This window comes from Spirosoma harenae (assembly GCF_054776975.1).
In genome coordinates this window covers 110,476-135,170 of record NZ_BAAHBD010000026.1, presented here as the reverse complement: position 1 = coordinate 135,170, position 24,695 = coordinate 110,476, and the positions used below count along the sequence as shown (strand labels likewise).

The window sequence follows — 24,695 nt, the reverse complement described above, 5'->3', positions numbered from 1 at the left end:
GAGTTGTTGACGAAAAAAAGAAAGAGATAGCTTCACTGCAAAATTGATTGTGAGGTGTTTATTGATCACCAAAAATACATCAATTCTGCTGTGAAGCTATCTCTGCAGGCCTAACTACCGATTAGCTCTTTTTATTCGGAGGTTATCAGGAGGTTATCTCTTCCGATTCATCCTTGATAGCAGGCACAACTACCGGAGTTCGATAGCTCCGAACGACGAAATAAATGCCCATCAGAACGGCTGGGATACTCAACCATTGGCCCATATTAAGCGGAAGTTCGTTTTCAAAGGCAACCTGGTTTTCTTTCAGGTATTCATAGAAGAACCGTAGACCAAACACCCAGATCAGGAAAATCCCCAGCATACTACCGCGTGGCGTCCGTTCTTTCTGGCGATTCCAGAACCACAGCAGAATAAAGAATAAAACAAGACAGGATAGTGATTCATACAGCTGAGCCGGATGACGCGGTATTTTGGCGTATTCATTATTATTCATGAACATAAACGCCCAGGGTACATCCGTCGGACGGCCAACGATTTCTGAGTTCATCAGATTACCAAAGCGAATGCAAGCACCAGCCAACGCAACAACAATAACGATACGATCTGTCACCCATAAAAATGTCTGATTTGTCAGCTTGCTTTGCTTCCGACGCGAGTAAAGCCATAGCCCAGTTAAAATCCCAATCGTAGCACCATGACTGGCAAGTCCGGCAAATGGAGGAGTAATTACCGTTAGTGGATGATGCAACAAAACGTCGGGTTCATAAAAAAGGAAATGCCCAATCCGTGCGCCCAGGATAGTGGCTATCACCATATAAATCAGCAGTGTATCAGTATCGGCAACGGGCTTATGCTCTTTCTTGAAAATATAGCTCATAATCTGCATCCCTATCAGGAAGCCTAGGGCAAATAGCAATCCATACCAACGAACTGAGAATGAGCCAATGTGGAAAATTTCGGGATTAACTTCCCAAATGATGTATTGAAGCATAAGAAAAAAGAATGCGTTTGACTTTCGTAGTTTGAGAATTACGTTTAAGCACTACAACCCTCAAACGTCAATCCTGGTAACGATCAAAAGCAAAGATACGTATTGCGGGAAAGTTTTTAGAGATTTTGCTGTTTAAGGGTTTATGATGACTTCTTTTTTTATTGGCCTTATTAAGATATACCAGGGAATCATATCGCCTTATTTTCCCAATGCTTGCCGCTACACTCCTACCTGTTCGCAATATACCATTGAAGCCATTCGTAAACATGGTCCAATTCGGGGTAGCTGGCTGGGGCTTAAACGAATTAGTCGTTGTCATCCTTGGGGTGGGCATGGGTATGACCCGGTACCGTAGATTATGACATTTTGGCTTATTAGTTAACCTCGCCCGATTTTTGACCATTGACACTTGACTCACTACTATCGACTGCTATGCTTGGAATTACCTCAGATAATAAATTGAAACGTCTACTTGTTGTTGGCGACCGAGTATTGATTAAACCCAAAGATCCGACCGATCGCACAGCCAGTGGTCTCTATTTACCGCCAACCGTTCAGGAAAAAGAACAGGTACAGGCTGGCTACGTGATCAAAGTTGGACCAGGCTATCCAATCCCTGTACCAACCGAGGATGAGCCCTGGAAAGAAACCGAGGAAAAAGTAAAATACATGCCCCTTCAGGCGCAGGAAGGAGATTTAGCCATCTACCTACACCGAAACGCGATCGATGTACAATACGAAGGTGAACAATATGTCATTGTTCCACAGTCTTCAATTTTAATGCTGGAAAGACTAGAGGATTTACTGTCCTAACTCTTAAAGGGAAGTAATTTCAATTATATCGTATAAAAAATCGTCAAGCCGTAGCCCTGTCGAATTGACTAAGCTACGGCTTGCATGTTACATGGAGTGGTTAGAATGCGGAAAGCATCTTTCAGTTTATTAAGATGCAGATAGCAGATCTTTGTACTGTTTAGTAATAAGATCATTACAAAATTCGGAATGAATACCATGCTCCTCAATCACCTGAATCCGGTAATTTATCTACCCGAATCAGGGTATTTTTAGCGAATCACTAACAAATTTTATCTACTTGGTAGTGATTGGTTATGAATAACCTGTCAGGAAAGAAATTTCAGGTTTTTGTATTTGATTGACTACTTACTTATTTTCAGCAATAAATAGCTTCCTGCAATAAAGTATCAATTAGGTGCAAATGCGAAAGATTGTACTTATCAGTTGGATGATGACCTTAGCTGTTCTCTCATTGGCTCAGCCAGGTAAAGTAGACAGTCTCAATCGAATATTGGCCCACTTGCCGCCTATAGGCCAATCGCGCAACACGGATACGCTGCGAATCAAAACCTTGAATGCACTAGGACTGGAAGAGCCAACGATGAAGAACGCGCTTCAATATTTAAATCAAGCGCTGGACTTAGCCAAGCAACAAAGCTGGGTGCGAGGAGAGATGTGGGCAAACGCTTATATCGGCTTGAAGCTAGGGCGTTCCGGGTCGGATTACAAGGCATGTGAATACCTTTTTAGAAGTTTGTATCTGGCTGAAACCCTTAAGGACGAAGCCTGTATGGGCTACAGCCTTCGCTTTTTAGGTGACAGTCATAACAAGATGGGTGATAGGAAGAAAGGACAACAATTCTTTTTGAAAGCGCTTCCACATCTAAAACGAGCCCATGACTGGCGCCGATATCTGATTACTATTAATAATATCGGATTGGGTTATCTCGATGAAGCAAACTATGATAGAGCAATAACTTATTTCAATATATGCCTTATGAAGAACAAACAAATTGGGCTAAAAGAAGTGGAGGCTCTAGGCTTAATCAATCTAGCAACATGCTATGAAAAGAAAGGCAATTTAAAACAAGCACTACACTATATAAGTCAATTTAGAGCTCTTAATTTTAAAAATGCAGATGATCTAGCTGACGCCGATTCCCAAACTGCTCGTATTTTGCTAGCAATGGGTGATAAAGGTGGTGCTTTGCGATATGCCAAACAGGCAGAGAATAGAGAAAATAAAATACGTAGTGCAACGTCAAGAGATATCTATAATACCCTATATACAATTTATACCAAGCAGGGAGATTTTCGTTTGGCTTTAACTTATTATCAGAAACTTATTAAATTAAAGGATATTAACACGGCAGATATGCAGCGTCAACAAATTGATGCTTTGCGGATTCGATATGAAAATGATAATCAAAAAGCTATTATACAGTCAAACGAAACCGAGCGAAAAATATTAATTGGCGGCTTAATCCTGTTCTTGCTATTTGTTGGCTTGTTGGTTTGGAATAATCAAGCGCTAAACAGAAAAAATAGAGAGATAGAAGCCCAGCGCTTTCAAATTATGGAAGTGAAAGAACGATTGGCTGAATCTAACATTCAATTAACAGATTTAAATAATACACTAGAAGCGAGAGTAAGACAACGAACGGAAGATTTGACCCTTGCCAATGAGGAGCTAATTCGAATGAACCATGAAATAAAGGAAGCTTTTTTCAACGGCCAATCACTGGAGCGTAAACGTGTAGCATCAGAACTGCACGACAATCTGGGAAGTACCTTATCAGGTTTAAAATGGCAGTTTGAAGCCTTGGATACAGATAATTACACGACAAAAGAACGAAAAATATATGAGCGTGTATTAACCCTTATAGGCGAAGCTTATTCCGATGTTCGAAATCTTTCCCACAATTTGATGCCGGTTGTTTTGGAGAAAAATGGTCTTACGGCAGCTTTACAAAATCTTGTTGACGATCTAAACAGAGGGGATCGTACACAATTTTCGTTTATGAGTACTTATATCGCTGGTCATTTGGAAAAAAAAGCAGAAATGGAGCTTTATAGTATAAGCCTCGAATTAATTACCAATATTTTAAAACATGCACAAGCTACAGAAGCGTCGATTGAACTGGATTTTTTGCCAGAATCCAATCAATTGATTCTTAGTTTTATTGATAATGGAATTGGTCTACCCGACGATATTTTTACCCGAAGTGAAGGTATGGGTTTAAGGAATTTACAGAATCGGATTATTAGCCTGAATGGTCAAATGGAGATCGCTGCTGTTGTTCCTCAGGGAACAGCTTTCACCCTCACTTTGGTTACAGCTTATAATTCATAAACTTTCAGAAAAAACTCACCTAAACCAGCCAATCCATATCGTTTATTTGCAGAAAATAATTCTCTAGTCTTTGGGTCTTCTGTGTAATACCCATTTCCTAACGGACGCCCTAAATCAATGAAACGCTCAATAATAAAATCTGCTAGTCTTTCTACCTGTTCTTTAGTTAACTCATTAGCATAAATAAAATCTAATTGTTCTCTTGTTAGCTCTCTTTTCTTTTTCAAATCGTCTATAAATCTCTTACGTTCTTCAGCATTTTCAGGCAGTTGAAGGTATGCCCAGGCAAGCCGAATATTCTCATCACCCCACAATAATTTATTAGTATCTGGATCAGCTTCGCCAAATGATACATCCGCCCATTTTGCTGTATTTTTGAACAAAAGGGACTCGTAATAATTAACATATATCTTAGCCAAAAATATTTGCACACTCTCGGTTCCAACTTCTGCACCTCCAAAATTTGATAACATTTGATATTGATATCCTCTTTCTTCGGAATTGGATTCGAACGGCTGGAAACTTAGCCAGTTACATTTCCATATGGAAACATCCGTTTGATCGGTACCATCAACCGAAACTGGATACCATACAGCTTCCCTGCATAATCGGATCGCAATTCGGACGGCTGCTACAAGATATTTTCGACGATAAACGCCTGGTTGTCCAAACCACTCAGCTTCATCCGACAAACGAATTTTGATACGTCGGTATCCATTCCACTTTAGAGCATCATCCCGAAATTGTTTATCATCTTTACGTCGGCCAGTGCGAAGATTTTCAATTACTATGTTGTGAAAAAGTTTAAAAAAGAAATTGTAGTCCGTCCGGCTATCAGGATTTTTATAGAATTCATCAACATGAAATCCCTTTTCATCCTCAAGAAATTCCAAGACATCATTTAGACGACCTTCCGAAGTTTCAGCTTTGCTTCTAAATAGCGCATCTGCAAGAATTTTACAACGATTAAAACCAAAACTATCATTGTTTTCTGGATTTTCTCCAAACGAAATGCCATACCCTAATTGATAAGTAAACTGGGGTGTTTCGGATTCTAAAACCGGTTGTGAATGTTTGAAAGTTGCTCCTCGAAATAAACTATAAATATTAGCCAAAAGATGAATAACTACATACAAGTATTTCTTAGACACATAAAGTACAGCCGTGTCTGATCGACATAGATAATCTTCTTCAAATGCTAAAAACTTAAATGTAAACGGAACTTCATATAAATCAAAACCTTGTTGAATTTCACGGGCTAATAATGCTGCCGAATAACGAAAAGGGACTAAGTGAAAGTAGAACCGAACGCTTCCTTTATTATCGTCGTAATAGGGAAGATTTTTCCCATAAATCCAGTTATAATTTCCAACGCGTGAACCTACTGCAAATTCGTGGGTCTGTTGGTGAATATTTAGAATTGGATCATCATCAAAAATAATCAGATTCGACTCTACGTACTCGCCATTTCCCACCCATTGCCCTTGGCTTCCTTTTCGAAGTGCTTGTTTAGTAGGATATTGATGATCAGATTCTGGTTTTGCGTATTTCCAGTATGAATCAACCCAGTAGTCTATACGTATACCAGTAGCTTCCTCATAGGTTATACCACTAACTGTTCCATTGTCAGGGGCCAAAAGAGCAGTCTCTTTACATTCCTGTGCTTTTTTGAATGGTAAAACGTAAAAGTTAAGATAGATATATAATGATAGTAATGACTTCAGGTCAGATTTATCAATAGATATACCAAATCTAGCCAACTCCATCTCTATATCTTTATTACTAGAATTGGGTGGTAATTGATCTGGTTTAGGCAGTAAATAAATTTCCTCACCAATGACACGAATGTGGTCAGTAATCTCTTGAATCTGTTTGCGAAAATTATTCTTCATTACAGGCTAGGGAATTTATTATTTTTCCAAACAATATCAGGTGTTAATAAACAATCTTTACCCAGCATAAACTTGTCAGGATGAACAGAATTACCTGAGTGTAAATAAGCTGCCCCCCAACGATAATATTGTTGAAGCAGAATAATACCAGCATACCGAAATGTAGTTATAAGCTCACCATAAATTCCCCCAGAAGACCTTAAAGGAATCACTGAGAAATAATTATGAAATATTACTTCCAGATGTTTCCATACGAGCTCTTCAGAAATTGGAGGATTCTCATAAACAATAAATGAGAGAAAATCAGCGACAACGCCCGCAAGTTGCCAAAGTGCGGGACCATATCCAGCCATTTCCCAATCAATTAATAGTATTTCCGGTATCTCTTGCTCTTCATTCTTAACTAGAACATTAGATAAGCTAGCGTCTGAATTAATAAGATGAGAATATTCCCAGCCGATATTTAACTCATTCAATACTTTCTTGACATTTGTGTTGCAAAGTAAAGTTCCTAGTTTTTCAACATAGGGGGAATTACTTGAAGTCAATTGATCAACATCCCGATCTACCAGGTCCAATAACCATGGTTTGAAAGGTTTGAACGGTTTAAAGTCAGGAGAAAAAGCTCTTTTTTCAAAAATTGTAACAATGATTCTGTCAACTATAGAGCTTGGTAACTCTTCTCTAAATTTGGCTAATGTTTTGCCTAATTGTGCTATTACAGCATTCTGTTTATCAAAATTTCTTCTGGGAATAGCTATCGTTCCCTTTAAAATATCCAGAATAGAACTGCTTTTCTGATATTGCAGCAAAAGAACTCGATTTACACTATCATATCGAACAATACCATCTTTGTAGATGTTCGGATGTTTGATGAACTTAAGAATATTGGGTTGCAGCGTATTTATTTTCTGCAAAACAAGCAATACATCTTCCTCAGTTTGTAATCCATCATCTGTAAAATAGAGGCTGACAGGTTGTTTCAGGAAGTAATTCCTAGTGCTGTTTTCAGCTGAATACAAAACAATAAAATTCGAATTTAGCGACTGAGTAAATCGATTTTCTATAAATGTCCATTTAGGGTCCCTCAAGTCTGCGTAAGAGAGCAATCCACGATTGACAAGATAATCAGGAAGCGTATAACCAGTTAGTGCAATCATTATATTCTGTTTATTGCTTTAGTTCTTTCACAGTTATAACTACCCTCAGCCAGCGATTTGAATCGGTTGTTAATTGTATCAAGTTCACCAAATGGAAAACTAATCCAGAATTTACGTCTCTGATCCAGATAGTGAAAAACTTCATCTTTAAAAAATCGATTACCTACCGGGTTTCCTACTATTTCAATTTCTTTTTTAACGGCAACTAAATTTGTCCCATCTTGAAAGATTTTAGGGCAATAAAACACAACATCACTAGACCATTCAAAGAATAATTTTTTTTCCAGGCCGTGTCCTTTCACATAAACTACGCCGTAGGTTTTCGTTGCATCATACCACTCAAACCCAGGGTAATTCTGTTCAAATTCAGGAATAATAAACGTTTTCACGAATGGCTTTAGGCCCACAGTGGCTTCTTTATAAACCCAACCACGTATAATTTGATCACGAATTGTATCAAACGCTACTCTGGTTAGCACAGGAGGCTTATTAATTAATGCAGTAACAGGGAAGTTTATAGGATCACTTCGAAACCTGTTTACTTCATCAAAATCCGGTTCTTCTTTAGAATACATAGGTTACTTTATTTATCACTATGATTTAAGCGTTTGGTATAAGACCATTTCTAACAGCATAATGCACTAATTCAACTACATTATTTACGCCAAGCTTACGGAAAATGTTCTTGCGATGTGTGTCAACAGTGAGTTGGCTACGGACAATTTTTCCGGCAATTTCCTGATTCGTTAATCCTTGAGCGACGAGCAATAAAATTTCTCGTTCACGAGCAGTAAGCGGTACAATATCGTCTGGCTGTAAATTGTTTCCTACAGAATTCCTGACAGGAATTTGAGCCAATTGCTGAATAACTGCATGTTCGAAATACTTATTTCCGGCCGCTACTGAAATAATCGCACGTTCTAGTTCTATTTTATTGGCTTTCTTCAATATATATCCATCAATACCACTCTGGATAGCATCACGAATTTGGTCTGCATCATCAATCATTGTTAACATCAATACACGCACATTTGGGAATCGTTTACGAATTTCCCAGTTAAGCCCCAAACCATTCAAAAGAGGCATATTTAAGTCAGCAAGAACGACATCAACTTCATAATTTTCCAGAAAAACCAGCGCCTGAACTCCATTTCTTACGGCACCGACAACCTCAATATGTTCCAATGTATCTAATAATGCAGTTAAGCCATCGAGCATCATATCATGATCATCAGCCAGTAATACTTTGATCGGTTTCATTGCCTTAAGAAGATCCAGTTATTAAAACCCAAATTTGTCGTCAGCTAACTTATCTTATGAAATATAAATCTGCCTTATTAAGCAATTAGTAATTGCTTAATAAATAGTACAACTCCCACCTAAAAGCTAAGTAACTTATTCAATCATCCGAAAACGGAAGATATTTAACAAAAACTATTCTTTCAAATTAATTTGTAGTTTATGAATCTGTGAATCAATTCAAAAACTTATTTAATTACGCACAGAAACAAATAAACAACCTGGCATTCTATAGGAATACATTTACAAAGATTTTTTATTTACAAAATAACGAATTTCACTCGTCAAATTTAAAGTTTTAAAGTACTTCTCAGCGGAAGATTTTATGGTTGCCATTCATTCGTAATAGGCTAAGGTATGGCTCAAATTTTTCTTTACCAAAGTCATTACCTATGGCATCACTATTACTCTTGACAAAGGAAATGATTCGTTTGACTATCTTCGTTTTTCGACCATAACATGGTATATTATAAAGATCGCTGGCGGATGCAGATCAAAACGGGGCTTTATTGTTCACCAAATCTGACCGCTTCTGTTATTCCCTTCCAGTTGTCTGTTCGAAAGGGTACTGCCGGGAAGCCTTCCCGATTGTACAAATTTCCATCGCTGTTATCATCGGCCCACCCGTATCGAATGGCAACGGGGGTCGAGACTGAATCGGCGTGAACAACAATGGCATTCCCCTGTATATCGGCTTTGGCGTAGTGAAACTTCTGGTCGGTTCCAGCCATTTCAAAACCTTTCAGATAACCGTATTTGTCCTTCACCAGTAAGCCTTTTTCAGCGTTCCAGAACGTCAATATTGCCCGATTTCCTTCTATATTGAGTTTATTAAACATTGGCCCTGCACTGACTCCAGCTTTGTTATACGCGACACGCATCGCTTCAGCGGCTAGTCGTTTCCCCACATCTTCTTTATTTCTTGGGTGAATATCTGACCGTTCTCCGATATCCGTCGTGACAGCCATACCGGTTTTGGGTAGTTGCAATGTCATTGTTTGGGCTTCGCGCAACTCAGCCCAGGTACTCCCCTTTCGGCTATCGCCATTAGCTGCATTAAAACTCGCTAACTGGACAAAGAGAAAGGGAAAATCATACCCCCAATGTTGTCGCCAATCCTGAATCATCAGTGGAAACGACTTTCGATATTGATAGGCTCGTCCGGCATTGGATTCTCCTTGGTACCAGATTGTGCCCTGTATTGCGTACGGAATCAGGGGCTTCAACATGGCATTGAATAATTGGGTTGCGTAGGTGTTTGGCCCTGGTTTATAGGAAGACTCACTTACGGATTCAATTCGATACTGCCAATCGCCTGCCAATGGAATTGAAAGACCTTCTCCTGTTAGTTTTAACTGGTCTGCGTCTCCCATCATACCCCCTGATCCACCAACATCCCGAATACGAACAGCAATTATATTACGGCCAGGTTTTACTAAACCGTCGGGTAGTGAATACGATCTTGGCGAACGGTTGTTTGTACTGCCAACTAATTGTCCATTTACATAGGTCGAGTCCCGATCGTCAACTGGGCCGAATTGTAGCATTATTTTTTTCGGGTTACTACCTTCGGGAATCATCACCTCGCGCCGAAACCAAACTACCCCATCCAGGGTTGGTAAGCCTTTCCATTCCCAGTCGCCAAGGGCGTTCATCGACTTCCACTGTGTGGTATTAAAAGCCGGATCAGCCCACATACTAACTTCCGAAGCAGTTGGTAAACTTCCCTGCTGTGCCTGAATCAACTTCTGAATACGGTCAGCTCCACTTTTTAACACTTCTTCATAGTTAGCGGGCAATTTACTGGCGACCATTCGTAACTCATCATTCTGATTAAGAGCGTCCCTACTCGTCCATGTCTCGGAGTGTGTACCACCCCACGATGTATTGATCAATCCAATCGGCACATTCAATTCCTGCTGGAGTTGTTTGGCGAAAAAGTACCCCACGGCGGTGAAATCAGACGCTGTTTCGGGCGAGCATATACTCCAATTACCTTCTATATTCTCTTTTGGAGTCAAGCTAATATCTTTTTTCACCAGCAATTGCCGGATTTGCGGATAATTAGCCGACGGAATTTCGGTCTTTGCATTGGCTGCCGCTCGTAATGGCCATTCCATATTCGACTGCCCCGAACATACCCAGACTTCACCAGCTAGCACGTCGTCGAATGTAACGGTGTTATTCTTGCCTTTCACCACAAGCTGATAAGGTCCACCCGCTTCAATTGGATCTAGTATTATCTGCCATTTCCCAGCTTTATCTGCTTTACCGGTTTTTGTCTGGTTGTTCAGACTAATCGTTATTTTCTCGCCAGCCTCAGCCCATCCCCATATAGGCAATGGTTTGCGTCGTTGTAAAACCATGTGAGAACCAAATACATTTGGCAAGCGCACATCAGCCAATACAGCGTTCACAGCCAACACCGTCAAAAAGAATGTTGCCCAGCTTAATCGTTTCATTTTATTCAGGGTTTAGTATTGATTCGATCCCGAATTAGGGATGGATACCATGAAAAAAGGCGACCACCTGGATCGCCTACTGTTCAGAAACTCAAGTCGTTTATTGAATTTTACCTTTGGGAGTTTTACCCTGTATATCCAATACATTCGACAGCGTACGCCGAACGGCAAAATTATAGCGAAGCGTTAGGCCGTAACTCATTCCAGAACCTGCACCCAGTAATTGCGTTTGCTGGGGAGCCATCCGACTAGCTGTATACGTTATATCTGTCGTTACTGAATTGGAGAGGCCCCATATTTTACGGACAGACAATCCCAAATCAAGGGCGTTGGTTAAGCGAACATTATATTCAGCCCCTAATTCGGCTAAAGTAGCTGTTCTGGCATTTGTATTTGTTTCGCTGGTGAGCTGAAATGCTTCCTGCGTTTCGTAACGTCCCTGACGCCGAAAACCCGTCACGGATACGCGTCCTTCCTGGGGACTAGTGTTTGGAATAACCCACATCCCTCCGCTAACCCAAAAACCTGATCGAAGCCAGGGTTTACTGGTTGATAATAAAAGACGCTTTCCTCTAAGAACAAACGAATTTTGATCGTTTGAATAACGGATAGACAATGCAGGAGTTGTATTGCTAATTGTCATCTGCGTATGAATCGGCATTCGGGCATATCCGCCCTCAACCATCCAGCGTTCCCGATACGCCCAGCCAACCACAACACCCCATCCGGCTTTTCCGACAAGGTCGCTTTGTATCAATCCATTAAATGAATTATCGAGTTGAGCCCGGTCGGTTCTGACAAAGCCATCGAGGGCAACATACCACCTATCGCGCACCTGAGGGCCTCCGTAACGGCTTAGTAACCGTTTGTATTGCTGCCCATTTTCGGGGAGCTGATAATAGTCCGTAACGCCCTGACCACAGGCAGGAAGTACGGCCAGGCCGAGCAGTACATACAGCAAGTAGATTTTTCTCATCAGGCGATTCAGTTCATGTCTTTCGCAAATAACGGTATAAACGTGTGTTTGTTAACTACTTACTAACTTTTTTTTCAGAAATACACAATAAAATTAGTTAACGACCAATTTATAGCCTGTTTTCGAGAAAAGTGAGCCTATTGAGGACAAAAACGACTGATTAAAAGGTGCTTAAAATGCAAAAAGCCCAATTTAAATAATTGGGCTTTTTGGCAAAAAAATCCTCTGTGCAAACTAATCTATTTTTAAGAACCATGCTTCATTACAGGGACAGAAACTGTCATGTTGTCCCAAGCTATAGCAATACTTGAATTTGATGGCGTAATCGTCAGTTTTTCGATGGGCGTTTTATTCATCGAAACCGGTACTTTTACCATAGCCACATCGGTGCCTTTTATTTTGTCGTAGTCATAAGCGCCCCACTGGCCTAATGTACTATTCAGAATAACGCTCCACTCCTTTTCGCCAGGAATTGTAAATAAGGTATAGGTACCCGCTTTCACCATTTTCCCACCGAACATGATATCGCTTTTAAACGTTACCTCCGTTGCCTCATTCGCGCCCGTACGCCAAACTTTTCCGTATTTTTCCAGGCTACTGGAACCCTCTGGCCCAAAAATTACCCGGCCTTTTTTGGATGGCTGGCCATAAACTACTTTAATGTTTTTATCAGGGCTTTCGACAGTCATTTTCGGGCTTGCTGGCGCTTTGGAATCCTGCGCTTGCACCAGCGATACCATTGTTAAACAGGCAATAAATACTCCAATAAGATTTTTCATGGCTAAAAATTAAATGGTTGTCTACCGTTTATTAACGATAAAATGTAAACGATGGTTTTTCAATTGACGTACAAATACTAGGCCAAAAGGTAGTATTTTTAGGCTGAATATTCAGCCTAGTTTAGTGACCCTTTTAATCCAAAGCCCAACATGGCAGCGACCTATTTCAGCAAGCGAAATCTACAATTTTTATTACATGAAGTTTTTAAAGCCGAGGAATTAACAAAATACGATTATTTCAGCGCACACGATCGTGAAACGTTTAACCTCGTGCTCGATTCGGCCATCTATATTGCCGATACGATCATGCACCCATTTCTGAAGGATGTTGATAAAAACCAGCCTGAGTTAAAAAACGGTCGGGTTACGGTTCATCCGCAAATAAGAGAATACCTGAAAGCGATGGGCGAAGCCGGACTCATTGGGGCAGGTTTTTCGTTCGAACATGGTGGTCAGCAATTGCCTGAAATGATCAGCTCCTGCGTTGGCTTTGTCATCATGGCTGCTAATAACGGTATGATGTATACGGGACTCACTTCTGGAGCCGCCCACCTGATCACCTCTTTTGGTTCGCCCGAATTGATTGACCAATACGTACCCGACTTATTGACAGGCAAATGGCAGGGAACTATGGCACTAACAGAACCACAGGCAGGTTCCTCACTGTCTGATGTAATCACCTCAGCAACACCAATAACTGACGACAATTCCGCACCAGGAGCCTATAAAATTAAAGGGCAAAAGGTGTTTATCTCGGCGGGTGATCATGACGCGGCCGAAAATATTATCCATTTGATGTTAGCCCGAATCGATGGCGCTCCGAAAGGCACAAAAGGTATTTCTCTCTTCGTCGTGCCAAAATACCGACAAGACGAACACGGCGCTTTTGTGGACAATGATGTGATCTCAACGGGTGTCTATCATAAAATGGGGCAGAAAGGAGTGCCAGCCATGCACTTGACCATGGGCTCCAACGATAATACGATCGGTTATCTGGTAGGCCAACCCAATCAGGGGCTTCCCTATATGTTTCAGATGATGAACGAAGCTCGAATTGGTGTAGGCATGACTGCTACGGCTATTGCCACGGCTGCTTATTATGCAGCTCTGCAATACGCCAAAGAACGTCCGCAAAGTCGCCGATTGAATGAGAAAGGCCAGTTGGATTCACCACAAACATTTATAATCAATCACCCGGATGTCAGGCGAATGCTCTTGTTTCAGAAAGCGGTCACAGAAGGCTCATTGTCTTTATTGCTTGAAGCAGCCCGGCTTTATGACATTAGCCAGGTAGCCGAGGGTGAAGTGAAAGAAAATGCGTTTCTATTACTCGACCTGCTGATGCCGATGGCAAAATCTTATCCGTCAGAAATGGGTGTTCAGTCGGTTAGTCAAAGCGTACAAACGCTTGGGGGCTATGGTTTTACGGAAGATTTCCCGGTAGAACAACTCTATCGCGACATCCGCATCACGCCAATCTACGAAGGAACTACAGGCATTCAGGCGCAGGATTTGTTAGGTCGAAAGATGACGATGAAAGGCGGAAAAGCCCCTCAATTGTTGTTCGCCGAGATAAGTAAAACAATAACAGAAGCTAGTATTCACAGTGATCTGAAACCGTATGCCGACAGTTTAGCTGCCGAGCTCAAGCGTACACAAGAGGTCGTCATGAGCCTGATGCCGTATGCCCAGCAGGGTGATATTGAACGGTATCTGTCGGACGCTACGCTATTTCTGGAATTAATGGGCATCGTTGTTGTAGCCTGGCAATGGCTCAAACAGGCAATCGTTGCAAAACAGGCATTACTTACCCAAAATCCTCAGGGCGACGATCTGGCCTTTTACGAAGGAAAGATTCATACGATGAAGTACTTTTTTCACTACGAAGTGCCTAAAACACTAGGGCTGGCTGTTCGACTCAAAGACCCTGCGGTTTTGACGATTGTCAGTGAGAAAGAGTTGGTATTGTAAATCTATGTAATCCTGGTTGAGTGCCTCACGTATGGCACTCAACCAGGATTATTATCGTCCGCATATTCTTTTAAAATCGCAATACTGGCACGTCTCCAGCCGATCTGTTTTTTTAAAGGGTTCGGCTACATCAAGAAGCTGCCGAATCAACTGACCTAGTAATTCCTCCGAATCAGCAATGTACTGATCCGGATTATCCTGATTATCAAACCGGACGGGGTTCGTTTTAAAACCTCCATTCAAATCCCGAAAAGAATAAAATCCAGCTTCAACCGGCAATCCAATTGCGGGAAAAATGTCGCGTTTTGCTTTATCAAGTGGTACTCCGCCATAATCGCGAATATTTTTAAGTGTCAGGTATCGATAGAGCCACAACTGTCGCATTTTGTCTTCCCTGCCATCTTTCAAAAGCTTTTCTGTTAAATCTGTTGGCGTTTTCTGATCTAAATCGACACGACCGGTTTTATAATCCACAATTCGGATTTGATTCCTGTATCGCTCAATACGGTCGACTTTCCCAGCAACCCGAACACGAATTGATTTACCTTTATCAAGGGGCACATCCAGAAATGTTTCGAGTGTTTGCTCCGTAGCAATTACGACCAACCCTTCAAGTTTACTTTGCTCTCGCTGAAAATCGAGCATGAGTTTTTGAGCAAGTTCATACAACAGCAAATTCATCCCCGACTCAATAACCCGTCCTTTCATCGACTTAGTGAACTCTTCTTCCAGCAGACTTTTGATTATGGTTTCGTCGATCGGCAGATTCTTGAGTCGGTAATCTTTATCCAGACGCTCCAGCACCATATGCAGCCAGCTACCGAATTCGGCAGCACCCATTTTTTCCTCGATATCTTCCTCCTCCGCAATATTAACAATCCGACTTAAGTAAAATCGCATAGAGCAGCTGATGTACTGATTCAGATACGAAGGATATAATCCTCTCGTTGTCAGCAATGTAATTAGTTTTTCGCGAATCGTTTCTGTTTTCGGAACCTGAATATTCGTTAAATCAGTTACCGCAGGAGTATCTTTTTGGGCAAAACGAACCGTTGGATGACTGACTTGAATCAATCCTTCAGAACGTGGTGCCAATTCGTGTTCAATTTGCCGAATAAACCGGCTTTGCTCCCCTTTACTGCTTCCATACGCATCCGTCGATGTAGTATGCAACAGTACAATGTCGCTGGCACGCTGCAACAGCCGGTAGAAGTGATACGCCATTACAGATTCCTGTTCACGATACGTGGGGAGCATCAGTTCGGAAGCAATATCAAAGGGAATCAACGAGTTGAGTTTTCGTGTTTGCGGTAGAACGCCTTCATTCACGGACAAAATTATGACGCGTTCGAAATCCAGCGCCCGGGTTTCGAGCATCCCCATGATCTGCAGTTGACTCTTCCCTTCACTCGTAAACGGTATGCTCGTCTGACGAATCAATTCGTATAAAAACTGCCGAAAACTCCGTACAGTAACGGTGGGTGAATCTATGCCCTCTGCTTCCTGTCTTTCCAACGTTGCTTCCAGTTGTTTCAACAAGGTGAAAAACAAGTACAGGTATTCTATTTCGATGGCATCCTGACTTACTCGATACACATCGCGCAGGAGTTCAATCAGTTTATAGAACGTACTTATCGCTTTCATTGGATTATGATCTGACCAACGGGCAAACAATACCCGAAAGAGTGGATCATTCTGGCCTAAAAGCTGGAGTTCTTCTTCTGTCAGATAAACACGCTGATTTTGCACAATTTCCTTGGAGATCCACTGGAATAAAGGCTCAGGAGGTACTATTTCGCCTGATTCCCGCATTTCACCCGGCCACATCAGCTCCCGAATTCGCTCATATTGTTTGATAAATGGATGGTTTAGCAGCTTCACTACATGCCGATGGTGATATTTAGGAATCCGTTGGTTGAAACCATCTTTCGAGCGAAACTCATGCACTGTCCGTTGCATTTCAAACAGTGTGTCAATCAACGTAAATAACAATGACGACCGTAACGAAAGCCCCATCGTCACATTGAGATCGACAACGTTTTCATCCAGCGCATAGAGTACCGGAATAAGTAAGGTTTCATCTGCCAGTACAATCGCCGTTTTTACTCGCTGCCCTTTGTGGTCTTCCTTCTGCCAATCATTATAAATTTTTCCGGCCACTTTTGCCTGCATACTGGCATTCGGTACGCCAACAATTCGAACCGTCTTTCGGGTATTTAGTAGGTTGTTCGATTTTTGACCCAGGTCTTCATGATTTTGTTTCGAGAAAAACCATCCATTGTTACGATACCGACGCAGAAATTCGCCAGCTTCCTGCCGCCAATCATTCATATAATATTGATCGGCATCCCAGATCAGTTCCGCTTTCTTCGCATCGACCAACACCCGAATGATCCGTTCTTCGGCACGGCTTAATGCATTAAAACCAACAAAATAAAGTCGTTCATACGCCAGATTATCCCGAATCAGGGTTTCAACCTGCTGTGCCAACATCCTGTAGGCCATACCCCGATAAGCTAAACCCTGCTCTGTCAGACGCTGGTGAAGGGAATTATATGCTGTGTGTAAGTTGTCAAAAAGCTTGAAATAACGAGCTGTACCGGGAGTTTCAACAATAGGCTTCGCCGATTCGCCCCTGTCTACCTGCCACCGTTCGAGCGCTTTGGCCGCCGTTAAATAGCTGAACAGCTCTTTGACATCAATCAAATATTGATCAATCCGGTCAAAATCGGCCAGCAAGACAGATGCCCAGCCGATAAATTGCTCAAACTCAACCAAGGGATCAATCTCCTTGAATACCTCATACAGTTCAAACAGTAAGCTAATAGAATCGATCAACTGAACACCCGCAGCCTGATTGATAAAATCGTCGACCGCCAATGCATGAGGAGCTAAAAAGGGACGATCAGAGAGAGCGGCCAGGTCGTCTAAAAAAACGGATACAGCCCGTCGAGTTGGTAAGATCACCCAAACATCGCTCAGACTGGGGCCATGGACTTCAAAAATGCGCTGGGCCGTTTGCTGAAGAAACGTCATAAGTTGGCGTGTACATAAACAGGCAATTGTAGTCGCCAGTCAGTAAAGATAACCGTTATGCGAACGATTATCAGCGACACCAGGAGACAAATTCAGGATTTACTCGTGGTATTAGAGGGGTTGGGCTTAGTAAAAGTAAACTGAACCATGTTACCCAAAAAGTGCGGATTGACTTTATCTTCTTATCTGTTAGGCATTTATTTGCAAGAATTGATGAGCACAATTCGAATAGCAACAATCAACGGTTCAACTATTATTAAAATAAACTCCAGATCCACTCAACAAATACGACAAACAAGGCAAATGAAATTAGAAAGACAATAATCCAGGGGCCAGGAATGGGGAGAAAATTCTTACGACTCATACTTGTAAAAGTTCAATAGTGGCAAACGAAAAACTAAAGTTAGGGTGTACTTAGTCAACGTTTTTTTCGCCAACGGGCCGTTAATTCGTTACATGATATAAATATATAATTTAATCCAAACAAAATCCAAATTCACTTTTGTTTAACATTTATATAATTATCATTACACAAGAGTAGCCAATTGATTACCATATATAATTACTTAGTGCATTCTATCACCTCTAACTTCGAGGTTGGCCATAATATCCGCTTCAACTGCAAGAAATTCTTTCCACCGCTGCCGAACGCGCTCGGCAGGTATATATGTTTCAGCCAATTCGATGAAATTATGGTAATGGCCTGCTTCTGAGATCATCAATTCTCGATAGAACTTCTGTAAACCCTCGTCGGCAATATGTTCAGAAAGGAGTTTGAAACGCTCGCAACTACGCGCTTCTATCAGCGCATTAATGAGCAGGTTATCCATTAATTGCTCATTCTGATCGCCAATAGGTCGTCGCAACCGGCTACGGAGTTGATTGACATATTCATCTTTACGTTGCCGTCCGAGTGGAATATTCCGTTTTTTTAACTCTTTCAGCACGCGCTGAAAATGCCCCCACTCTTCTGCGACTACGGGCGTCAGCGTCTCCACCAGTTCCTGTTTGTCTGAATATTGTACGATAAGGGAAATACACGACGACGCAGCTTTCTGCTCGCAGTATGCGTGATCGACTAGAATATCACCAATATTCATTTCTGCAATATTGACCCAGCGAGGGTCGGTTGGCAATTCGAGACCTAATGTGGTTAGGGTCATAAGGTTAGTCGTCAGTCAATTGTTGCTAGTCTATTATACACTAAAAATGGCCAAAGAAGGATTACTACAAAGATACATTGCTCAGACAACCTCATAACTTAGCTGGCCAATTTTGTGTTATCTGGCCATAGAATGCATCATATGAGATTGGCGATCCTTATTTTCCTGGTCTGTTTTTCCGTGCTCTCCCTGATGAGTTGCAATCAGCAACCGGAGAACCAAAAGACCACTACCTCATTCGATATCAACCCAGCAAAATTACCGGCATTGTTACCCGGAGAAGCGGTGGCTACAGTAGCGGGTGGTTGCTTTTGGGCTGTTCAGGAAGAAATGAAATCCTTAAAGGGGGTTCGAGAAGCGGTATCGGGCTATGCTGGTGGTAACCTCGAATACCCGACCTACGAACAGGTAGGAACCGATCAAACCGGGCATGCCGAATCTGTTCAGATTTATTATGATCCAAAGATCATTTCGTATGATATACTGTTAGATGCCTTTTTTGCCGGACACGATGCTACACAATTGAATCGTCAGGGGCCAGATATCGGTAAACATTACCGTTCAGCAATTTTCTACCGAACTCCTGATGAGAAAGTCCGTATTGAAAAAGCGATTGCCCGAGAAAATATGTCGGGGCATCACAAAGCCAAGGTGGTTACACAGATAGTGCCCTTTACTGCATTTTATCCTGCCGAGGTTTATCATCAGGATTACTACGATCACAACGATTATAATATGTATATACAGTTAGTTTCGAAGCCTAAAGTGGAAACATTTCGAGAACGAATGGAAGGTAGGTTGAAAGACGGAATAGAATAATCTACGGAACATTCGGCCCGTTCTACGACCATTTCCACAATCCCGCAACCGTTCGACCTAATCCCATATTGCGGGATTGACCCGAACCTTGTAACATTGTTCCGTATTTCATCAAACGGGCGATTCTATCAACGGAAGCCCCGCAATGACAGACAATTATGCCAGAACCAGACAAATCAATTGGTCGTAAAATCCTGGGGTTTTTCGTAAAAGAAGAAGAACCAGGCGTTGCCAAAGGTACTACGCCCACCACCGGGCCAACACCTCCCCGACCGGCAGCCAACCCGTCAAGTCCGACGTCTGTTCCTTCGACGCCAGTAGCCACATCGGGAAGTATTGATCCGAAATTCGCCGAGCATTTTGCGACGGTATTGGCCCAGAATAATCCACCAGGACCGGATTACTTCGAGTTTAGGGAAGCTTTGCGCAGCTTATCGAATCTGGGTTTGGCTGAAGATAAGCAATATCAGGCCGCATGGGCGAGTTTCAAGGCACTTGGTGGAGGCAGTGACGTAAACATTTTGACCAATACAGCAAATGGTTATATTGCAGCTCTCAACAAAGATCGTGATGCGTTCGGCAAAAGCGTTGAAGCGGCCCTGACTGAACGAGTTGGCGGCCTGCAGAACGAACAGAAACGGCTACAATCGGAAAACGAATCGTTGGCTAAACAATTGGTTGAGATCCAGAAGCAGATCGATGCCAATACAACAAGGCTATCTAATATTGGTGGTGAAATAGCGGAGCAAAGCGGAAAAATCACGCAGAATCGCCAGAATTACGATACCACTTTTGAGCACTTTACCGATCAAATCAAAGGCGACATCGCCAAAATGACACAGTATTTAAAGTAATATAGGATATAGGATGTGTGTTGTACACACCTGTTAACAAGAGAATTACACCCTATATCATACATTTTACATCATACATCAAAAACATGGCAACTCCTGATTTTTCTCAACTTGGTGGTGGTTCAGAACCCGATAAGAAATCGTTCTGGAGCCGCCCCGAAGGTCTTTTTGGCATGATCGTGCTGGCTGGTATTGCTGGTTTCGGTCTGATCCATTTGAACGATATTCTGGAATTTCTGATTCGAGCAACATCGAATATTCTGGAACTGTCACTCCTGTTAGGTGCACTAGGTGTGCTCATCTTCCTGTTTACGAGCAAGGATGTCCGAACAGCGATCTTCTTCCTGTTCAAATCGCTGATGCGTAGTATTACAGGGACGGTCATCCAACTGAACCCAATCGCGATCATGAAAATCTACGTTCAGGATTTGAAAGAAAAGCGTGAAAAAATGCAGGGACAGATCAATACGCTAGCCGGGCAGTTGGTTAAGCTGAATAAGAAAATTGGCGAGAACAATGAATCCATCAAACAGAAGTTCGCGGAAGCCAACAAGGCTAATTCCATGAGCGAAAAGCCCGGAATGCGTGAAGCCGCTCAACTGGCTACAATTGAAGGAGCTGGTCTACAGGAAATGAACGAGAAATTGTTACCGCTTCAGCGCAATATGAAACAGGTGCTGGCTTTTATGGAAAAAGTGAACCAGAGCGCTGACTATATTATTAAGGAAACCGAAATTAAGGTTCGTTTGAAAGAAACAGAGTATCAAATTGTTAAGGAGAGTTCTAATGCTCTTAAAACCGCCGTCAGCATTTTCAAAGGTGATCCTGATAAGCGTTTCTACTTCGATCAGTCGATGGAATACATTCAGGACGACATGAGTAAGAAACTCGGCGAAATGAAACGGGCAATGGATCTCTCGATGGATTTCATTAATGGCGTCGACATCCAGAATGGTATTTTGTCGGATAAAGGTCAGGCCCTTTTGGACGCCTATAATCAGGGCGAATTCAAGATGGTACAGCTTGATGCCCCCGCCCAAACCGTCAATCTTGGCCCTGCCCCACAAAAGGACGCTGGGTATAAGAATTTGCTTGATTAAACGAAAGAGTGAATGAGCGCAAGCGCAATAAGCTAACGCAGAAATACTCACTCTTTCGCTCATTCACTCTTTCACTCTTTCACTCTTTCTCTAAACATTATGCAACGTTTAACCGTGGCCGGTCGGCTACTCATTACGGCCCTGATTCTGGCTGGCATTTATTTCGCATTTCGCTATTTCGGTGGCAATGACGCCCTGAAGAAGCTTCAGCCGAAAGACAAAGACTATACAGAATCACAAACCCTACCGCGTGCCGACGACAAAACAGCAGAAGGTGCCGTCGAAGAATCGCAGGCTTCTGATAACAATTCGTCAGATGAAGCGACTAGCAATCAGCCCCAGAAAGATTTTTCCTACACGGCCCCAGAACCACAGAATGGTGTTCTAAAAGGGGTTGTTGAGCTGGGAGCCAGTGGTTTTAATTCGTTCATTGTCCGTATTGATGACCAGAAACGCTGGAAGCTCGAAAAAGCAGAATTTGGCAACAGCCTTGTGCTGGAAAATATGGCTTCCGACGACGATGTGCGGTCTGGCCTGAAAAGCTATATCGGTAAAATGCTTGATTTCGGCGTAGGTGGTAAAAACATTCATTTTGTCGTTAGTTCCGGCGCGGTCAAGGCAGAAGGCACTCAGAAAATCATTAAAGTATTGAAATCGTTGAATTATTTTGTCAATACGGTAACCCCCGAACAGGAAGGTTCTCTGGCCCTTAGGGCGGTACTTCCTGCCGAATATGAGGGCAATTCGTTCGTTACGGATATAGGTTCGGGGAACACGAAGATTTCCTGGAAACAAGGTGGCTCAACGAAAGCACTGGAAACGTATGGATCGAAATATTATAGCGACGGAACCAGTGATGCCGCGGTATTCGATGCCGTACAAGCCAAAGCCAAGCAAGTGCCTTCTGATCATCGCCAGACCTGCTTCATAATTGGAGGTGTGCCTTTTGAATTAGCCAAAAGTGTTCGAAAAGGCAAGGAACGGTATACCGTTCTTGATGCCCCATCGGCCTATAAATTGGAAAGTGCTAAATCGAAAGCGGGTCTGAATATTTACAAAGCCATTGCCGAAGGCACCAGCTGTAATCAGTTCGTTTTCGACTGGGACTCTAATTTCACCATCGGCTATTTGTTGACGCTTAAATAAAGAGTGAAAGAGCAAATGAGTGAAAGGGCGAAAAACGGTTTATGTCACCGCTTCGCTCTTTCACTCATTTGCTCTTTCGCTCATGTTAACTTTTATGACACTCCGCGACGTATTTCAGGTAGTTTCGAGCCAACCTGGGTTGCTATTTTTGCTCCTGACAGCGATACCGGCAGGAGCTTTTCTTGTGAATTTATGGTCTGGCGAAACGGCTGAGGATATTATAAAGTGGAAATATGTCTATGCAGGATTGATTTATCTTGCCTGTATTCCCGGCATATTTGCAGTTACACTAAATATTTATCTGTTTCTGTTCGAACGTCAAAGCATTTGGGATATGAATCTGGCTATTCAGCTTTTGCCAATTCTGACGATGGTTACCACCCTGATGCTTATTCGACGTAAAATACCCTTCAAGTATATTCCGGGATTTGGAAAACTATCCAGTTTTCTAACCTTAATTGCCGCTCTAATAGGTATCCTATGGTTTATAGATCGAACCCGCATTTATGCGATTAGCTATATTCCCTTTTCCTACATTGTTATTGGATTTATAGGTCTTCTACTGGTTATTCGCTTCACCTGGAGCCGCATTTTTTAACCATTCCATCGCAACTATCTACTCAATTACACCGATTATCACTAATTCAGGATTAAAAACTGAAGAAAATGCTATGCCCCGATGCGTAGACATCGGTCAGATGAAATGAATAATAGCACAATTGGCACAAAGCCACATTATCAGATAGTAGATGGGCTTCGGGGGGGTGGCAGCTATAATCGTCATATTCTTTCACCTGGCAGAGCCACTTGCCAGCAGCCATCTTGACAATGTTGTCAACCATGGTTATCTGGCCGTTGATTTTTTCTTTCTCCTGTCTGGCTTCGTCATTGGGTATGCGTACGACGATAGATGGGACAAATTAACCATTGGCGGTTTCCTTCGGCGCCGGTTTGAGCGGCTGCAACCACTCGTGGTTCTGGGCATGACCCTCGGTGCCGTTGGCTTCTACTTTACCGACTCAACCATCTGGCCGCTTATCCACACCGTTCCTGTTTGGAAGCTAATGGTCGTTATGCTGATTGGGTATACAATTTTACCGGTACCACTTTCTATGGATATACGCGGCTGGCAAGAAATGCATCCGCTCAATAGTGTCGCCTGGTCCTTATTTTTCGAATACATAGCCAATATTCTTTACGCGTTGGGTCTGAGAAAGTTATCGAACAAAGCATTGACTTGTTTTGTCGTTCTGGCAGGGTGCGCGCTTTTGCATTTTGCGGTTACGAACCCTAACGGAGACGTCACCGGTGGATGGACACTCAATGCGGAACAAATGCGCATTGGAATAACCCGTACCTTATTCCCATTTTTTGCCGGTTTGCTTTTATCTCGGGTAACGCGCCCTGTCTATATCAAACATGCTTTTTTATGGAGTAGCCTGCTGGTAGCGGTTGTTTTGTTTATGCCAAGAATAGGCGGTGCAGACCATCGCTGGATGAATGGTTTATACGAAGCATGTTGCATTACAGTTGTTTTTCCGCTCATTGTTTATATTGGTGCCAGTGGTGTAGTGCAAAGTCAAAAGGAAGCTCAAATTTGTCAGTTTCTGGGCAACCTTTCTTACCCGTTATACATGACGCACTATGTACTTGTCTATTTTTACGTAGCCTGGGTAAGCAATCATAAGGGTATTACACTAGGGCAGGCCTGGCCCTATGCTCTGCTCACCTTTTCGGGAGCCATCGTGCTGGCATATGTCAGTTTAACGTTGTATGACGAACCCGTAAGAACCTGGTTGCGAAACAAGCTGAAGTAGCAGCAAGGATTTTGTTAAATTGCTTCTCTTCTAGTCATAATCAGATCACGTTGCATTCTATACGGTTTATGTTTGGCGA

Annotated in this window: 20 protein-coding genes; 10 read left to right on the top strand and 10 right to left on the bottom strand. The window is 42.3% G+C overall.

The window, feature by feature from the left end; all coding sequences use genetic code 11:
* Positions 1-145 precede the first annotated feature (145 nt).
* Entirely contained in the window at positions 146-994 is an 849-nt protein-coding gene (lgt, locus tag ACYVE4_RS24945) for a prolipoprotein diacylglyceryl transferase (protein ID WP_461042992.1), read from the bottom strand.
* 145 nt (positions 995-1,139) lie between these two features.
* Here lgt and yidD point away from each other — a divergent pair, with 145 nt between their 5' ends.
* From yidD to ACYVE4_RS24930, 3 genes are all read left to right on the top strand, one after another.
* Positions 1,140-1,349: a membrane protein insertion efficiency factor YidD gene (gene yidD / locus ACYVE4_RS24940; RefSeq protein ID WP_461043018.1), complete on the top strand. Its 210-nt coding sequence runs from the start codon at positions 1,140-1,142 to the stop codon at positions 1,347-1,349.
* Between the two features lie 77 nt (positions 1,350-1,426).
* Positions 1,427-1,807, top strand: a complete 381-nt coding sequence (locus ACYVE4_RS24935; protein WP_461042991.1) for a co-chaperone GroES — start codon at positions 1,427-1,429, stop codon at positions 1,805-1,807.
* 403 nt (positions 1,808-2,210) lie between these two features.
* The gene (locus tag ACYVE4_RS24930; RefSeq protein ID WP_461042990.1) at positions 2,211-4,142 is read left to right on the top strand and encodes a tetratricopeptide repeat-containing sensor histidine kinase; all 1,932 of its coding nucleotides are present in this window, start codon (positions 2,211-2,213) and stop codon (positions 4,140-4,142) included.
* On the opposite strand, the gene ACYVE4_RS24925 is transcribed toward ACYVE4_RS24930, so the two are convergent.
* From ACYVE4_RS24925 to ACYVE4_RS24895, 7 genes are all read right to left on the bottom strand, one after another.
* Entirely contained in the window at positions 4,130-6,034 is a 1,905-nt protein-coding gene (locus ACYVE4_RS24925) for a T3SS effector HopA1 family protein (RefSeq protein ID WP_461042989.1), read from the bottom strand. The two genes, ACYVE4_RS24930 and ACYVE4_RS24925, sit on opposite strands and share 13 nt — an antisense overlap.
* Positions 6,034-7,194 carry a hypothetical protein gene (locus ACYVE4_RS24920; protein WP_461042988.1) on the bottom strand — a complete coding sequence of 387 codons (1,161 nt, stop codon included), beginning with the start codon at positions 7,192-7,194 and terminating at the stop codon, positions 6,034-6,036. The genes ACYVE4_RS24925 and ACYVE4_RS24920 overlap by 1 nt, the downstream gene beginning before the upstream one ends.
* On the bottom strand, positions 7,194-7,769 hold the full coding sequence (locus ACYVE4_RS24915) for a hypothetical protein (RefSeq protein WP_461042987.1): 576 nt from the start codon (positions 7,767-7,769) through the stop codon (positions 7,194-7,196). Before ACYVE4_RS24915 ends, ACYVE4_RS24920 begins: the two co-directional genes overlap by 1 nt.
* 25 nt (positions 7,770-7,794) lie before the next feature.
* Positions 7,795-8,454 carry a response regulator gene (locus ACYVE4_RS24910; RefSeq protein ID WP_461042986.1) on the bottom strand — a complete coding sequence of 220 codons (660 nt, stop codon included), beginning with the start codon at positions 8,452-8,454 and terminating at the stop codon, positions 7,795-7,797.
* A 545-nt stretch (positions 8,455-8,999) separates the two neighbouring features.
* Entirely contained in the window at positions 9,000-10,955 is a 1,956-nt protein-coding gene (locus ACYVE4_RS24905) for a sialate O-acetylesterase (RefSeq protein ID WP_461042985.1), read from the bottom strand.
* A 100-nt stretch (positions 10,956-11,055) separates the two neighbouring features.
* Positions 11,056-11,931 carry a hypothetical protein gene (locus ACYVE4_RS24900; RefSeq protein ID WP_461042984.1) on the bottom strand — a complete coding sequence of 292 codons (876 nt, stop codon included), beginning with the start codon at positions 11,929-11,931 and terminating at the stop codon, positions 11,056-11,058.
* Positions 11,932-12,176: 245 nt separating this feature from the next.
* Positions 12,177-12,710, bottom strand: a complete 534-nt coding sequence (locus ACYVE4_RS24895) for a DUF2911 domain-containing protein (RefSeq protein WP_461042983.1) — start codon at positions 12,708-12,710, stop codon at positions 12,177-12,179.
* A 150-nt stretch (positions 12,711-12,860) separates the two neighbouring features.
* Here ACYVE4_RS24895 and ACYVE4_RS24890 point away from each other — a divergent pair, with 150 nt between their 5' ends.
* Complete coding sequence (locus ACYVE4_RS24890; RefSeq protein WP_461042982.1) at positions 12,861-14,681, top strand: acyl-CoA dehydrogenase; 1,821 nt, start codon at positions 12,861-12,863, stop codon at positions 14,679-14,681.
* Between the two features lie 51 nt (positions 14,682-14,732).
* Here ACYVE4_RS24890 and ACYVE4_RS24885 read toward each other — a convergent pair whose 3' ends face one another.
* Positions 14,733-17,717 (bottom strand): PD-(D/E)XK nuclease family protein, encoded by a 2,985-nt coding sequence (locus ACYVE4_RS24885; RefSeq protein ID WP_461042981.1) that lies wholly within the window; start codon positions 17,715-17,717, stop codon positions 14,733-14,735.
* Between the two features lie 566 nt (positions 17,718-18,283).
* Positions 18,284-18,880, bottom strand: coding sequence for a MiaE family protein (locus tag ACYVE4_RS24880; protein ID WP_461042980.1), 597 nt, complete (start codon positions 18,878-18,880; stop codon positions 18,284-18,286).
* Between the two features lie 132 nt (positions 18,881-19,012).
* Between ACYVE4_RS24880 and msrA the strand changes: the two genes are divergently transcribed.
* From msrA to ACYVE4_RS24850, 6 genes are all read left to right on the top strand, one after another.
* On the top strand, positions 19,013-19,699 hold the full coding sequence (msrA, locus tag ACYVE4_RS24875) for a peptide-methionine (S)-S-oxide reductase MsrA (RefSeq protein ID WP_461042979.1): 687 nt from the start codon (positions 19,013-19,015) through the stop codon (positions 19,697-19,699).
* 158 nt (positions 19,700-19,857) lie between these two features.
* Entirely contained in the window at positions 19,858-20,553 is a 696-nt protein-coding gene (locus ACYVE4_RS24870; protein ID WP_461042978.1) for a hypothetical protein, read from the top strand.
* A gap of 86 nt (positions 20,554-20,639) precedes the next feature.
* Positions 20,640-21,653: a hypothetical protein gene (locus ACYVE4_RS24865; protein WP_461042977.1), complete on the top strand. Its 1,014-nt coding sequence runs from the start codon at positions 20,640-20,642 to the stop codon at positions 21,651-21,653.
* 99 nt (positions 21,654-21,752) lie between these two features.
* A complete protein-coding gene (locus ACYVE4_RS24860; RefSeq protein ID WP_461042976.1) occupies positions 21,753-22,799 on the top strand; it encodes a hypothetical protein in 1,047 nt (348 codons plus the stop codon).
* Between the two features lie 19 nt (positions 22,800-22,818).
* Positions 22,819-23,397 (top strand): hypothetical protein, encoded by a 579-nt coding sequence (locus ACYVE4_RS24855; RefSeq protein WP_461042975.1) that lies wholly within the window; start codon positions 22,819-22,821, stop codon positions 23,395-23,397.
* A 166-nt stretch (positions 23,398-23,563) separates the two neighbouring features.
* Complete coding sequence (locus ACYVE4_RS24850; RefSeq protein WP_461042974.1) at positions 23,564-24,616, top strand: acyltransferase family protein; 1,053 nt, start codon at positions 23,564-23,566, stop codon at positions 24,614-24,616.
* Positions 24,617-24,695: the final 79 nt, after the last annotated feature.

Excerpts from the sequence above, each read along its gene's own strand:
- ACYVE4_RS24865 (WP_461042977.1), top strand. The coding sequence starts at position 20,640 with ATGGCAACTCCTGATTTTTCTCAACTTGGTGGTGGTTCAGAACCCGAT.
- ACYVE4_RS24915 (WP_461042987.1), bottom strand. The coding sequence starts at position 7,769 with ATGTATTCTAAAGAAGAACCGGATTTTGATGAAGTAAACAGGTTTCGA.
- yidD (WP_461043018.1), top strand. The coding sequence starts at position 1,140 with ATGACTTCTTTTTTTATTGGCCTTATTAAGATATACCAGGGAATCATA.
- ACYVE4_RS24895 (WP_461042983.1), bottom strand. The coding sequence starts at position 12,710 with ATGAAAAATCTTATTGGAGTATTTATTGCCTGTTTAACAATGGTATCG.
- ACYVE4_RS24870 (WP_461042978.1), top strand. The coding sequence starts at position 19,858 with ATGCCAGAACCAGACAAATCAATTGGTCGTAAAATCCTGGGGTTTTTC.
- ACYVE4_RS24935 (WP_461042991.1), top strand. The coding sequence starts at position 1,427 with ATGCTTGGAATTACCTCAGATAATAAATTGAAACGTCTACTTGTTGTT.
- ACYVE4_RS24925 (WP_461042989.1), bottom strand. The coding sequence starts at position 6,034 with ATGAAGAATAATTTTCGCAAACAGATTCAAGAGATTACTGACCACATT.
- ACYVE4_RS24905 (WP_461042985.1), bottom strand. The coding sequence starts at position 10,955 with ATGAAACGATTAAGCTGGGCAACATTCTTTTTGACGGTGTTGGCTGTG.
- ACYVE4_RS24880 (WP_461042980.1), bottom strand. The coding sequence starts at position 18,880 with ATGACCCTAACCACATTAGGTCTCGAATTGCCAACCGACCCTCGCTGG.
- msrA (WP_461042979.1), top strand. The coding sequence starts at position 19,013 with ATGCATCATATGAGATTGGCGATCCTTATTTTCCTGGTCTGTTTTTCC.
- ACYVE4_RS24860 (WP_461042976.1), top strand. The coding sequence starts at position 21,753 with ATGCAACGTTTAACCGTGGCCGGTCGGCTACTCATTACGGCCCTGATT.
- ACYVE4_RS24920 (WP_461042988.1), bottom strand. The coding sequence starts at position 7,194 with ATGATTGCACTAACTGGTTATACGCTTCCTGATTATCTTGTCAATCGT.
- lgt (WP_461042992.1), bottom strand. The coding sequence starts at position 994 with ATGCTTCAATACATCATTTGGGAAGTTAATCCCGAAATTTTCCACATT.
- ACYVE4_RS24885 (WP_461042981.1), bottom strand. The coding sequence starts at position 17,717 with ATGACGTTTCTTCAGCAAACGGCCCAGCGCATTTTTGAAGTCCATGGC.
- ACYVE4_RS24900 (WP_461042984.1), bottom strand. The coding sequence starts at position 11,931 with ATGAGAAAAATCTACTTGCTGTATGTACTGCTCGGCCTGGCCGTACTT.
- ACYVE4_RS24890 (WP_461042982.1), top strand. The coding sequence starts at position 12,861 with ATGGCAGCGACCTATTTCAGCAAGCGAAATCTACAATTTTTATTACAT.
- ACYVE4_RS24930 (WP_461042990.1), top strand. The coding sequence starts at position 2,211 with ATGCGAAAGATTGTACTTATCAGTTGGATGATGACCTTAGCTGTTCTC.
- ACYVE4_RS24910 (WP_461042986.1), bottom strand. The coding sequence starts at position 8,454 with ATGAAACCGATCAAAGTATTACTGGCTGATGATCATGATATGATGCTC.